Origin of the sequence: Paenibacillus sp. W4I10 (assembly GCF_030816325.1) — a bacterium.
In the GTDB taxonomy this organism is placed as follows: Bacteria; Bacillota; Bacilli; order Paenibacillales; family Paenibacillaceae; genus Paenibacillus; species Paenibacillus amylolyticus_B.
Map to the genome: position 1 here is coordinate 2,320,140 of NZ_JAUSXX010000001.1, position 12,367 is coordinate 2,332,506.

Sequence of the window (12,367 nt, forward strand, 5' to 3'; positions counted from 1 at the left end):
AAGCGTTATCTCCTGCACAACTCAACGCCCTATTAAAAAATATTGCACCTTTTTGTCTGAAATTTGCCTTATATGAAAGTATGGGTTAAAATTTTGCCTTAACGAATTATTACTATATAGAACGGAGCTCTTCAAAGAGCATTAGGTGAAAAATATGATTGAAGTGAAACAATCCAAGTTGGGTGATGGTGGTGAGTTTAACCGCGGGGTTTTTGCAACTGTTGATATTGCCAAAGGAACGCTTATCCATCAGGCACCCGTTGTGCCTTACCCAAATGAAGATCATGAGCATGTCGAGAAAACAATTCTGGAAGATTACGTGTTCGAATATGGGGCGAATCATACCGCCATTCTGCTCGGCTACGGCAGTCTCATCAACCACTCCTATGAACCTAACGCTACTTACGATATCAATTTTGATAACCACACCTTTGACTTCTACGCGTATACAGACATCAAAGCTGGCGAAGAAATCGTGATCAATTACAACGGTGAGGAAGACAGCATGGACCCGTTATGGTTCCTGGACGATTACGAGGAGCGTATGCTGGAGTTCAATAAGTCCAATGATGATGAGGGTGGAAAAGAGACTGAACCCCAGTCCCTGGATACGGATACGAGTAAATAAACGTTTAACTAAAAAGTTTGCAAGGACTGTCGTTGTAAATGCGAAAAAACTTGTGCGCCCCGGTGAATTGTAAAATGAGTAACTGGAGACTCTTCACAGTCCAAAGTTTAAACACAAAAAATAAGCAAGTCCTCCGTCAATGGAAGACTCGCTTATTTGTGTTGTCTTGCTTTCTAAGCCAGATACACCTGTTCATATTTCATTGTTTATCGTGCATCTTAACTTGTTTTAATCTGTAGTCGGTGGATCTGTGTGCAAGTCTTGATCGGGTGTCGTGGATCTCCACTTGGTAAAGGCTACTTCAAACCCTGCACGCTTCGGTGAACACAAAAATGGACCTGCGTGTTTGTTCGTCGGATAGGCAAACCGTGCAACCCGAATCGTACGCCAAGGATGCTCATCTGTACGAGCACGAATGACAACAGCCTCATTACTGTAGGAGGCTCTGATTGTTACGATTCGTCCACCCCACTCTGGCACAGGAGAGAGTGACCAATCCGAATACGTATCCGTCACGACGGCTCCAACATGTGCCACGCCATCATTGACCTCAACTCCGGCCTTGATCCATTGGTCTTCTCCGTACCATAACATTAGTCCCGCCTGATCATATAATTCAGTGAATGAGCTTAGATCAAACGATACCTCAATCGCTTCCGTTCCGTCCCATGGAGCAAGCATGGCATGTCCATCCCGATGACAGAACCCGTAGAATGTGTTCTCCCAGAAGTCACTGCCTTCCTGAGCTTCCACAACGAAACGATCCCCATCCATCCGTGCAGCAACGGGTTCCTTAGTCCACTTGCCTTCATGAAGCCCAATAAAATCCGATGACATTGTTGTTTTCATCCTTCCTTCCGTCCCTAAAGGGAGTTCATCACCACTTCTAAATTAAAGAACCCAGGTCCGATGCAGCAGTAGGATATGCAAAATTCATGGTGTTTAACTGATCGATAGTCAGATTGAACTGAATCGCCATTGCAAAAAGGTTGATCAATTCTTCTGTTTTGCTCCCGAGCACATGCGCGCCCAGAATACGCCCAGTTGATTTATCGATCACTACTTTGGCCATGGAAAATTTTTCATGAGTTCGCTTGTAAGTATACCATTTCGACATATCATTTACCTGCACCTCATAGCCCTCTTTCTTGGCTTGCTCCGTGCTCATACCTACAGCTCCAAGGGCAGGGACAGTAAACACAATGGAAGGCATCACTTTATAATTAGGTTTGTGTTGATTTCCCTCCAACAAATTGAACGACACAGCCCGGGATTCCTGACCTGCTAACGGGGTTAAAGGCAACCCTTTTGTATCCGTTACATCGCCAGCAGCATACACTCTCGGATTACTTTCACTTTGCAAATACTCGTTCACCGTGATCCCCTTTTTGCTGTAGCTGACGTTGGCTTTCTCCAATTCCAGCCCATCCACATTAGGAACACGCCCGGCTCCATGAACGACAAGTCCGCACTGCCACTGGTGATCTGCACCATTGCGCGTGCCATGAACGACATAGGCGTTCCCCTCTTGCCGTATGGACTTCACCTCCGCGTTCAAGTGAACATGAATGCCGATCTCTTTTGATTTATGCAACAAAGATTCGACCAGCTCCACATCAAACGATTTCAGAGGCTGTTCACTCCGATGCAGGATATGGACTTCCGTCCCGGCTCTGGCCGCAATATGCGCAAACTCAAATGCAATGTATCCACCGCCTACCAGAACTAATCGATCCGGCAGCCGTTCCAGATCCAGAAAGTCATCACTATATATCAGATGCTCTGATCCCTCAATCTCAAGTGGCGCAGGTCTTGCACCAGTAGCAATCAGAATGTGTTTGCCATGGAGCACTTCTTCTCCCACTTGAATATGGTTTTCATCGACAAATGAAGCTTTACCATGGAACGTATCCATTCCGGCCTGTTTGAATTGATCTTCACTTGCTCTAGGTATGCTTTCGGTAAAGGTGCGTTTAAAGGCCATAAGTTCAGACCAGTTGATGGTCGCCTGTCCCTGAATACCTTTCCCTTGCATCCGTTCATTCCAGTCAATCAGCTCAGCCGCTCCAGCCAGCACTTTCTTGGGATCACAGCCACGCAGTGCACACGTTCCGCCGAACTCACGTTCATCAATTACAGCAACTCTCCAGCCAGCTTCAGCGCAACGGGTGATTACAGAGCTTGCCGCGCTTCCTGTTCCAATTGCAATCAAGTCATAAGTTTCTTGTGTCATCATGGTTCCTCCTCATCCTTTTGGTACATCTATTGCAGGGATGCCTGAAGTTACAACAATCCAGCCTGTTTAAGGTACTCTGCTGCAACCTGTTCAGGATTCGCTCCCTCTACGTTCACGTCATAGTTCATCTGACGCATCTCATCATCCGTAATTTTGCCAGCAAGCTGATTCAGCACCTCAACCAGTTGTGGATATTGATCTGCCGTTTCTTGACGAAGCATCGGCGCGCCTTGATACGGTGGGAATAACTCCTGATCATCCTCCAGCACAACGAGTTCATATTGTCTCAACTCACTATCTGTGGAGTAGGCATCTACCAGATTGATATCGCCACGTTGAACAGCACCATAGCGAAGCTTTGGTTCCATTGTTGCAACGTTCGGGAATTCAATCCCATACTTCTTCTGAATGCCAAGGTAACCGTCTTCCCGATCCGAGAATTCCAGGGTGAATCCTCCCTTCATTTGCTGTTCTACCGGTTTGAGATCCGAAATGGTCTTGAGATTGTATTGATCTGCGATGCTCTTTGGAACGGCCAACGTATACGTATTGTTGTAATCCATAGGGTTCAGCAGCACCATGTTGAACTGGCTCAGCATTCCATCTCTTGCCTGTTCGTACACCTCGGTCCGATCGGTGCTGACTGCTGTTTCCTTCATGAATTCGGAGATCGCTGTCCCGGTAAATTCGGGATAGATGTCAATATCACCCGACTTGAGTGCATTGAAAAGGAATGGCGTTTTGCCTAATCCGGGTTTTAGTTCAACGGTCAGGTCTGTGTCTTTTTCAATCAACAATTTGTACATGTTAATCAGAATCTCCGGTTCCGCCCCCAATTTCCCGGAAATGACGAGATCCTTCTGCCCACCACGTGCCACGAAGGGAATGGTAATCACAAGTATCGCGATCAGAGCTAGCGAACCCAAGGTAACCAATGTTTTCTTGAAGGATAACCGCTGGAATTGACGCAATAGTACATCAAACAAAATAGCCAACAAGGCTGCCGGAATGGCTCCAAGGATAATCAGTGCCGTATCATTCCGATCAATGCCCAGCAAGATTAATGCACCCAAACCTCCTGCGCCAATTAAAGCAGCAAGTGTTGCCGTTCCTACAATAAGCACCATAGCGGTCCGAATTCCGGCCATAATAACAGGCATCGCCAGTGGCAGTTCCACTTTGATTAGGCGTTGCCAACTATTCATGCCCATCGCATTCGCCGCTTCCACCATGGAAGGATCAACTTCGGATATGCCTGTGTACGTGTTCCGGAGTACCGGAAGCAGCGCATACACCACCAGTGCAATGATTGCAGGAAGGGTACCTATGCCGAATAACGGGATTAGCAATCCGAGAAGCGCCAAGGAAGGTATCGTCTGCAACACAGCTGTGACCCCGATAATTGGTTCAGCCACTCTTGGTTTGCGAGTAAGGTATATACCAAGCGGAATAGCAATGAGGACAGCAAAGAACAATGCAATAAATGAGATCTGAATATGTTCCAGCAGAGCAGACAACAACTGACCTTTGCGCTCACTGAACACCTCCGTGAATCTACTCATGTCCTTCACCTCGTTCCTGTAACTGACCAGACCAGTATTTCATCAGATCAACTCGACTGATCTCGCCAATAATCTGGCGGTTACGTTCAACCAGCAGATGGTCATGGGAAGCCATGATATCAACTAACTCCGTCAACGTAATGGATACAGGAACGGCAGTTTTAGCTGATTTTGGCACATGACCCGGTGAGAGTGGTGACATGATGGATTCGAGATCAAAATCAGATTGTGAACTCGTATCGGTGTTAGGACCTCCAACAAATTCACGTACGAAATCATTAGCTGGCTGTCGGATCAGTTCTTCCGGGGTGCCTACCTGCAAAACCTGTCCATCCTTCATAATGCAGATGCGATCCCCCAGCTTCATCGCTTCCTGAATATCATGGGTGACAAACACAATTGTTTTTTTCATCTGACGCTGGATATCCAGAATATCGTCCTGTAATTTCTCCCGACTCATCGGATCGAGTGCACTGAATGGTTCATCCATCAATACAATCTCGGGATCGGCAGCGAGTGCACGCAACACACCTATTCTCTGCTGTTGTCCACCTGATAGTTCGGCAGGTTTGCGCTCACTGTACGTATCTCCGTGCAAACCAACCATGTCCAGCAACGTATGTATACGCTCCTTGATTTGATCTGACTTCCATTTTCGCAGTTCAGGAACAACCGCAATATTTTCGGCAATTGTCATATGCGGGAATAGTGCAATCTGTTGCAGTACATATCCGATATTCCAGCGCAATTCATGAATGTTGTATTCATCGATTGGGCGTTTATTAATGCGCACTATTCCATCTGTTCGCTCAATCAGGCGATTGATCATTTTGAGCATGGTGGTTTTGCCACATCCACTCGGACCAATCATGACGAACAGTTCTCCCTTGTTAATGTTGAGGTTAACCTGACGCAAAGCCGTTGTTCCATCAGGATATTGTTTCGATACATTTTCGAACTGAATCATTCGCTCTCTTCGCCCCTTTATCTAGGGCGTTTCTCAAAACTCGCCCTAACATTCATCCTCATCTATTTCCCCAAAAGTGTGTTCGTATAATCACTGCTTTCCGTAGTGTCCCTGGTTAGGGAGAGATCCATATTTGAATCAACGATGTCAACATGCTGGTAGACATGCAAAAAGACGGGCACTAGGCACCGTCTTCTCATAATATGAAAATATTTCTTCCATTATTTCCATACTTCCATATGATTTTGAATAAATTGCTCGAATGAAATTGGGTTATTCCCCGTTATTTTAGTCACCGTATCCGTCGTTTGATCTTCTCTCCCCTCCTCCCGGATAGGCACATCCAGTCCTGCCAGGGCAGCAGCGTATTCTTCTGACATTCCTGCGCGAATCATGCTGTTTTTCAATTCATCATCGGACAAAGATTCATGCTGGATGGACTGACCCAGTACACGGCTCAAGACGTCTGCAACCTGTCCATAGGACCACGACTCCGGCCCTGTAATGATATGCTCCGTATTATGAGGAACTACATCTGTCAGAGCATGGAAGGCCACCGCCGCGATATCATCTGCACTAACAAATCCAATTTTCCCTTCACCCGTAGCACTGTAAATTTTCCCGAGTTGTTTCGTCGTCTCCCGATGCGGCCCCTCCGTAAAGTTCTCCATAAAATAGGAAGGCTGTAATACGGCCCACTCAGGAGCATGCGCTTTTAAATACTGATGTACTTTGCCAAATATAGGACCATTCTCATCGATCGAAGCACTGCCAAGTAAAACGAATCGCTTAACCCCGTTCCACAATGCTTCCTTGATGAACGGAATCATGACGTCTTCTGGGGTCATGTCCATGACTGGCACGACAAGGTACACCTGATTCACATTTTTCAGCGCTAGCGCATATGTCTCGGAATCATACCAATCAAAATAGACATAGTTATCGGCAGAATCAGAAAGAGATGGTTTAGTTCTTCCTGCCAAACGCACCGGATAATGATGCTTTTGAAGTATGGCCGCAACACGGCTTCCCGTTTTTCCATTAGCCCCTATAATAAGTGTCAACGGTTTATCATTGATCATGCTTGTTACCTCCTAAGTCCGATTCGAGTACGACCATTGGATTCCAATAGTCTTTATAATGTGTAATTTTCCCATTAGAGTGGCTCACTACAGAGATGTAAGTTTGGTTGTATGGCTTGCCTGTAACTAATGAACGCCCTTTACAAGTAAATTCAGCCACAAACTGTTGTTTCGTGGAATCAGCCAAGATCACCGGTTCAGAAAACTGCTGGATTTCAATCATCCCCAGTAGATTATGAAGATGATTCGTAATTGCAGCTTTGCCTTCCAGTTTCTGAGGATATCCTGCTGGTGCATATGGGAATTCGAAGATAGCTTCAGATGTATATAGCTCCAACCACTGTTCCAGTTTTCCATCCAGTAGCAAATTAGTGAATCCATGCATGATCCGATGCGGTATACTATTGCCCGCTTCCATCTGCTGAGATTGTGTCATCCTTATTTCCTCCTTCAGTTTGTTTGGTGTTCTTTTTCCAGACCAATCGGTCTATAATAGTCAAAAAATAAACGCCCTAAGCGTTCATTTTCAAAAAACCATAAAGAATCTTACTCAAACAATGTAAAACTTAATCCATAGCCCTTAGGGTCATCTGTACAAAATCTCGCAGCGCTTCTGCGCTTGCACCGCTCTTCGCCGTAAAGGTCAATGAGAGTCGGGAATAATTCAGAAAACGGGCAAGCCCGGGCAATTCTTCCTCTGAGTGCCTCAATTCGCCACTCTTCTGGCCTCGTAACAGCGCAGTATGAAAAACATCTTCCATTTGTTGATTAGTGGTTTGTATAAAAGCTGCGATTTCGTGATTTTGTGGTGCCTGTTCAACCGCGCTATTAATGATGAAACATTCATTACGACGTTCGTTGTCTGTCAACACGTTAACCGCTTCGTTGAACAACTCGGTCACGCCTTGCCTCACACTTGTGCATTCGTTTAATAGTCTGATCCCCGCCTCTGTCTTCTGCTGAATATAGAATTTAAGAGCAGAGACAAATAAATCATGTTTAGTTCCGTAGGTGTCATACAGGCTTTGCCGCGCAATGCCAAGTTCACTCAGCAGTAAGCTCAAAGATGTACCTTCATAACCGTACGCTCCAAATACAGACGTTGCTTTTCTTAGAACGGTCTCCGTGTCAAACTCCTTGGCTCTTCCCAATTTTAGACCTCACCTCCCTATTCATTAAATAAAGAATACCCTTTCCAGACTGATCAGTCAAGAAAATAAATGCTTTGATTTTTGACAAAGTGGTATAATGTGAATAGAAGCTGAATGAATTCTTTTTACCCTTACAACCATGACCACATATAAAGGAGTGTACCTATATGTATATTCAAATTACAGATTTGGCAGCAAAACGATTGACGGAAAGCCTGAATGACCAACCCGGATATTTCAAAGTGATCTATGACTTGGAAGGTTGCGGATGTAACGGAGTTATCGCTATTATCATTGTTGATGAACTTGCGGCTCTCGACGCGCAGATTGAAACCAATCTGGTTCCGTTCTATGTTGATCCGAAGCAGCAGCTGAACCTAGAACAACACATGAAGCTGGATACGGAAGAAAATTATCCTTCTTTCAAATTAAGCAGTGATTCTGGTGTGCTCAGCGCCAACGTTCGCGTTCGTGACACCCGTGCCGTAACTGTGGGTAGCTCCGGTGGATCCGACGCTTGCATGTTATAACATAGTCTCTAGCATAATTTCAGTAATCTAGCATTATCTCTCTTCTCTTCACAACACAAGCCGTTGCATCTTATGCAACGGCTTTTTCATGTATACTGCCTCTAGGAGAGTTGCAAAAGAAGACTCTATATAAATTCAACTAAACATTTACACGGAACGGAGAGGACAGAAAGAACCTAAAGAAGCGAAGCGTTAGCCTAAAAGCTTTCTGAAAGAAAGCTACATCGGAAGCATACGCTATCCCCGGATTTCCCCCTTATAAGGGGAATTCGTAAAATCTGGGGATAACAGCGATCGGAAGGTTGTTCTGTCATCGTAGTGTCCAGTGTAATATTCTTTAGTTCAACTTATATAGCAAACTTTGTTTACAACTCGGAAACAATTGGAGAACCTATGGATATAATCCTCTAGTATACTCGGTATATAGATTCATATATTCCGAGGAGGAACACACATCATGAAATCTTTTACTCGTAAATCCATCATATCTACAATTCTCGTAGGCTCTGTTGTAGCTGGTTCTGCCTTTACTACGTTTCCCATCACTTCTAGCCTGAATCCCGTCGCGTCTGCGGCAAGCTCTAGCTTCACTCAATTTCTGCATGATAATGCACCTGGTCGTACGATCAAAACGATTAAAAATGTGGCAACTGTGACCAATGTGTCCAGTACGGTTGTACTTGTCAATAAAAAGAGAAATCTGCCTTCAACTTATGCACCACAAGATTTGGTTGTACCTAATATTCCTTTTAGCTTCTCAGGTTCCAGTCCGAAGAAACAAATGCGTAAAGTAGCTGCGAGCGCTATTGAAAAATTATTTGCGGCTGCCAAAAAAGACGGCATTGATATCAAAGCGGTGTCTGGCTATCGCTCTTATGCGACCCAGAAATCGATCTTTGACCGTAATGCCAGCATCAAAGGTGAAGCTGTTGCCAATAAAACAAGTGCTCGGCCAGGACAAAGCGAACATCAGACTGGTCTAGCCATGGATATCTCCAGCGCTTCGGCTGGTTATGATCTTCAGCAAAGCTTTGGCAACACCAAAGAAGGCAAATGGCTAAAAGCCAATGCCCACAAATACGGATTCATCATTCGTTATGGCAAAGACCAAGAGAAATTGACTGGTTACTCCTATGAGCCATGGCATGTACGTTATGTCGGAGTATATATTGCTGGTGAGATTACCAACCAGAAACTTACGCTCGAGCAGTATTTGGAACGTGCCAAATAAGGCAGGTTGGAACCCAGAGCGTAGACAGTTATCTGATTAGATAAAAAGAAGCGTGACCATAGATAACATGGCTGAAGGAGAAAATGGGGCCGCAACTGGCCCTCTTCTGCTTCAATCTTTCATTTACACACTTCATCATGTCCCAACGATTTTTCTAAAGACAAGTGGCAGTCTCTTCAGACCTTCTGTTCCAGCCCAAGAGCCTACTCCAGCAAGTATTGCATTATGGCACAAATAAAGTGCGACATTGTACACGATAGGGCCTAGAATAATCTCCACAACTACAAAACGTTTTAACGTCGAAGATTGGATCACATATACCCGAAATTCATGAGGGTCATGTCCTCCCATAAACCTTGCAATCAATGCTTTCATGAATCACCTCTAGTGTTTTATTTTAGCGTATGGCAGACAATCCTTGTCTTATTCTAAAATAATACTTACATAAAGTAACTAAGTGTGTTATAGTCAGTTTATAAATCATACATAAGCGAGGGAAACTACCATGAGTGAGTTCGAGAATCTAGTCAAAAATCGTAGATCGGCCGTTATTTTTGAAGAAGGAATTGAAATTTCAGATTCGGAACTGCAAGAGATGTTTGCCCTGAACAAATTTGCACCATCTGCCTTTAACCTGCAACACACGCACTATCTTGTGATTAAAGACGAGGAACAGAAAGAGAAAGTCTATGAAGCTTCCCAGCAATATAAGGTAAAAACAGCTTCTGCGGTCATCGTGGTATTGGGCGACGTCAACGCGCATCATCATATCCGCACTATTAACGAAGGCTTGCTGAACCTGGGCGCACTCACTCCGTTTCAATACGAGCAGGAATCCCAAAGTGTCACTGAATTTTACGAATCTCGCGGCAGATTCTTCCAACGTGAGGATGCGATTCGCAATGCCAGCCTGTCTGCCATGCAATTGATGCTGATCGCTCAGGATCGCGGTTGGGATACTTGTCCAATGATTGGCTTTGACTCGGAAGAACTGCAACGGAGTTTGGAAATCCCTAACCATTACGTACCGGTTATGCTGATCACCATCGGCAAAAAGTCGGAAGCCAAACAACGCCCACGCGGTTACCGTAAACCAATTAACGAATATGTTAGCTTCAACAAAATGCACGCTGAATAACATAAAATTAGTTAAATGACACAGCAAAAAAGCCACGTTCTCGTGGCTTTAATACGTTTCATAGATCAATGTATCCAACATGTGAAATTCATCGTCAAACTCCGCATATATGTACAGTCGACCAGCAGGTGTATCCCCCGCATCATAACCCAATCGGAAATATTGATCTCCCTGAAATTCTGCATCAGCCAAAATCAATGCACTGATATCTTCGTCCGGATGAGTCTCGGCAATGGTTTTAAGCGCCTGCTCACCAAGCATGTCCCATCGTTTCCACGTCGCTTCCATATATGGGGATAAGGCTTCCATCTCTGTCTTGGTTGAAACCTGTGCAGTGACTACCAGTTCTTTATCCTGAATATGTAAGCGCATCTGATAGTTGGACATCGATGCGTCATACTGAAACACACCCATCCCCTGAACTTCATGATTGGATTCAAAAATCAGATTGTCTGCATATTGCAGTCTCTCCAGCTTGGGATTAGCGCTATAATCCAACTCGGTTAATTTGTTCTCGGAACAGTACAACTCTCTTAGTTGTACGTTATGGCGAATATCCAGCTTGCTAATATGGTTGTTAAAACAACGGACACTCTCTAAAACCATATTTGAACGAAAGTCCAACTGTTTGATATGGTTGTGGTTACAACGAAGTTCAATCAAGTTTGGACAACCGGTTACATCAAGTTCCAACATGTAATTGTTGGCGCAATCAAGTCGCCGCAGTTGCTTATTGTGTTCAAGTTCAAGTGAAAAAAGAGCATTATAACTGCAACTAAGTTCCTCCAACTGCTCAAGGGGCTCCGAAGCCAGCTCTGACAACATATTCCAATGACACTCCACCGTTATAAGTTTGGAATTATGAGAAAGATCCAATTTGCGAAGTCGATTAAAGCTGCAGTCAAGCACTTGCAATTGCGAATTGGAACGGAGGTCCAGTGTAAGAAGCTGATTCTCTCTGCAACGTAACGTCCTCAGCTTGTGGTTCTGAGCTAGATCCAGACTTGTCAATTGATTATAGGCACAATCCAACTCTTGAAGATCCCTGAAATACTCGATTCCATCAAGACTGCTAATATTGTGATTGGAAAGTTGCAATATCTCAACCTCATGAACGTCACTCTCCTGAATGAAATTCCGCTGATCACAAAAACGATCCAACACAACTTGCCTGAAACGTTCATCCGTGAAGGCATAAGTAATATCCATGTCTAAAGCCTCCCCCTCTCGTTTTGCTCTATTGGAACAGTCTTCCAACATATTATCACTATTCTATGAGTTTCGTCGCCGGGATTCAACAATTACCTAAGCAAATTCTTTTATACCATGTTAACATCCAACATGTAAGAGAAATCGTACAGAGAGGATGATTTTCATGGAAATGTATATCGAAAACCTCCCGTCATATCGTATCGCCTATGTTCGACAGGTTGGTCCTTACGGTCCAGCCAATGCTCAAGCGATGAATACGCTGAAACAATGGGCAGACAAAAACCAACTGCTTAATGAAGCAGCAATTTTATTCGGTATTCCCCAGGATGACCCGGCGAGCACACCTCCTCAGAACTGCAGATATGATGCCTCTATTGTTGTTACTGAATCTGAACGTCTGGAAGATGAGTTGGTTGAGATTGGTGAGTTATTAGGCGGAGATTATCTCATCTGCAAGGTGAGACATACGGCAGAAGCTATTCAGCAGGCATGGAATATGATCATCCCTCATTTACAAACAAGTGGTTATCGGATGGACAACAAGCCGGTTATAGAAAGATATCGTTGGGAACTGCTTAATCAGCATTATTGTGAAATATGTGTGCCTGTAAGACCTGTGTAATTCGCGAT

General features: G+C 44.5%; 14 protein-coding genes. 5 read left to right on the forward strand and 9 right to left on the reverse strand.

What is annotated here, in order from left to right; translation table 11 throughout:
• Positions 1-154: 154 nt before the first annotated feature.
• Positions 155-628 carry an SET domain-containing protein gene (locus QF049_RS10165; protein ID WP_307537080.1) on the forward strand — a complete coding sequence of 158 codons (474 nt, stop codon included), beginning with the start codon at positions 155-157 and terminating at the stop codon, positions 626-628.
• 228 nt (positions 629-856) lie between these two features.
• On the opposite strand, the gene QF049_RS10170 is transcribed toward QF049_RS10165, so the two are convergent.
• The 7 genes from QF049_RS10170 to QF049_RS10200 all read right to left on the reverse strand — a co-directional run bounded on the left by QF049_RS10170 (position 857) and on the right by QF049_RS10200 (position 7,626).
• On the reverse strand, positions 857-1,477 hold the full coding sequence (locus tag QF049_RS10170; protein ID WP_307537082.1) for a DUF1349 domain-containing protein: 621 nt from the start codon (positions 1,475-1,477) through the stop codon (positions 857-859).
• 37 nt (positions 1,478-1,514) lie between these two features.
• Positions 1,515-2,861 (reverse strand): dihydrolipoyl dehydrogenase family protein, encoded by a 1,347-nt coding sequence (locus tag QF049_RS10175; protein ID WP_307543179.1) that lies wholly within the window; start codon positions 2,859-2,861, stop codon positions 1,515-1,517.
• 50 nt (positions 2,862-2,911) lie between these two features.
• Positions 2,912-4,426: an osmoprotectant update ABC transporter permease/substrate-binding subunit OpuFB gene (gene opuFB / locus QF049_RS10180; protein WP_307537084.1), complete on the reverse strand. Its 1,515-nt coding sequence runs from the start codon at positions 4,424-4,426 to the stop codon at positions 2,912-2,914.
• Positions 4,419-5,393 (reverse strand): ABC transporter ATP-binding protein, encoded by a 975-nt coding sequence (locus tag QF049_RS10185; protein ID WP_307537086.1) that lies wholly within the window; start codon positions 5,391-5,393, stop codon positions 4,419-4,421. The genes opuFB and QF049_RS10185 overlap by 8 nt, the downstream gene beginning before the upstream one ends.
• Positions 5,394-5,614: 221 nt before the next feature.
• Positions 5,615-6,475, reverse strand: a complete 861-nt coding sequence (locus tag QF049_RS10190; protein WP_307537089.1) for an ergot alkaloid biosynthesis protein — start codon at positions 6,473-6,475, stop codon at positions 5,615-5,617.
• The gene (locus QF049_RS10195) at positions 6,465-6,911 is read right to left on the reverse strand and encodes a nuclear transport factor 2 family protein (protein WP_105598518.1); all 447 of its coding nucleotides are present in this window, start codon (positions 6,909-6,911) and stop codon (positions 6,465-6,467) included. Before QF049_RS10195 ends, QF049_RS10190 begins: the two co-directional genes overlap by 11 nt.
• A gap of 130 nt (positions 6,912-7,041) precedes the next feature.
• Positions 7,042-7,626, reverse strand: a complete 585-nt coding sequence (locus QF049_RS10200) for a TetR/AcrR family transcriptional regulator (protein WP_307537092.1) — start codon at positions 7,624-7,626, stop codon at positions 7,042-7,044.
• Positions 7,627-7,793: 167 nt separating this feature from the next.
• Between QF049_RS10200 and QF049_RS10205 the strand changes: the two genes are divergently transcribed.
• Both QF049_RS10205 and QF049_RS10210 read left to right on the forward strand, forming a co-directional pair.
• Positions 7,794-8,156: an iron-sulfur cluster biosynthesis family protein gene (locus QF049_RS10205; RefSeq protein WP_017688778.1), complete on the forward strand. Its 363-nt coding sequence runs from the start codon at positions 7,794-7,796 to the stop codon at positions 8,154-8,156.
• Positions 8,157-8,613: 457 nt separating this feature from the next.
• Positions 8,614-9,387, forward strand: a complete 774-nt coding sequence (locus QF049_RS10210) for a M15 family metallopeptidase (RefSeq protein ID WP_307537096.1) — start codon at positions 8,614-8,616, stop codon at positions 9,385-9,387.
• 135 nt (positions 9,388-9,522) lie between these two features.
• On the opposite strand, the gene QF049_RS10215 is transcribed toward QF049_RS10210, so the two are convergent.
• Positions 9,523-9,762, reverse strand: coding sequence for a hypothetical protein (locus tag QF049_RS10215; protein WP_307537098.1), 240 nt, complete (start codon positions 9,760-9,762; stop codon positions 9,523-9,525).
• A 130-nt stretch (positions 9,763-9,892) separates the two neighbouring features.
• On the opposite strand from QF049_RS10215, the gene QF049_RS10220 reads away from it, so the two are divergent.
• Positions 9,893-10,525, forward strand: a complete 633-nt coding sequence (locus QF049_RS10220) for a nitroreductase family protein (protein WP_091016769.1) — start codon at positions 9,893-9,895, stop codon at positions 10,523-10,525.
• 48 nt (positions 10,526-10,573) lie between these two features.
• On the opposite strand, the gene QF049_RS10225 is transcribed toward QF049_RS10220, so the two are convergent.
• Complete coding sequence (locus tag QF049_RS10225) at positions 10,574-11,734, reverse strand: leucine-rich repeat domain-containing protein (protein WP_307537102.1); 1,161 nt, start codon at positions 11,732-11,734, stop codon at positions 10,574-10,576.
• Positions 11,735-11,900: 166 nt separating this feature from the next.
• Between QF049_RS10225 and QF049_RS10230 the strand changes: the two genes are divergently transcribed.
• On the forward strand, positions 11,901-12,359 hold the full coding sequence (locus tag QF049_RS10230; RefSeq protein ID WP_307537104.1) for an AraC family transcriptional regulator: 459 nt from the start codon (positions 11,901-11,903) through the stop codon (positions 12,357-12,359).
• Positions 12,360-12,367: the final 8 nt, after the last annotated feature.

Coding starts and splice junctions, on each gene's coding strand:
- QF049_RS10185 (WP_307537086.1), bottom strand. CDS start 5,393: ATGATTCAGTTCGAAAATGTATCGAAACAATATCCTGATGGAACAACG.
- opuFB (WP_307537084.1), bottom strand. CDS start 4,426: ATGAGTAGATTCACGGAGGTGTTCAGTGAGCGCAAAGGTCAGTTGTTG.
- QF049_RS10230 (WP_307537104.1), top strand. CDS start 11,901: ATGGAAATGTATATCGAAAACCTCCCGTCATATCGTATCGCCTATGTT.
- QF049_RS10215 (WP_307537098.1), bottom strand. CDS start 9,762: ATGAAAGCATTGATTGCAAGGTTTATGGGAGGACATGACCCTCATGAA.
- QF049_RS10170 (WP_307537082.1), bottom strand. CDS start 1,477: ATGAAAACAACAATGTCATCGGATTTTATTGGGCTTCATGAAGGCAAG.
- QF049_RS10190 (WP_307537089.1), bottom strand. CDS start 6,475: ATGATCAATGATAAACCGTTGACACTTATTATAGGGGCTAATGGAAAA.
- QF049_RS10220 (WP_091016769.1), top strand. CDS start 9,893: ATGAGTGAGTTCGAGAATCTAGTCAAAAATCGTAGATCGGCCGTTATT.
- QF049_RS10165 (WP_307537080.1), top strand. CDS start 155: ATGATTGAAGTGAAACAATCCAAGTTGGGTGATGGTGGTGAGTTTAAC.
- QF049_RS10225 (WP_307537102.1), bottom strand. CDS start 11,734: ATGGATATTACTTATGCCTTCACGGATGAACGTTTCAGGCAAGTTGTG.
- QF049_RS10175 (WP_307543179.1), bottom strand. CDS start 2,861: ATGACACAAGAAACTTATGACTTGATTGCAATTGGAACAGGAAGCGCG.
- QF049_RS10195 (WP_105598518.1), bottom strand. CDS start 6,911: ATGACACAATCTCAGCAGATGGAAGCGGGCAATAGTATACCGCATCGG.
- QF049_RS10210 (WP_307537096.1), top strand. CDS start 8,614: ATGAAATCTTTTACTCGTAAATCCATCATATCTACAATTCTCGTAGGC.
- QF049_RS10205 (WP_017688778.1), top strand. CDS start 7,794: ATGTATATTCAAATTACAGATTTGGCAGCAAAACGATTGACGGAAAGC.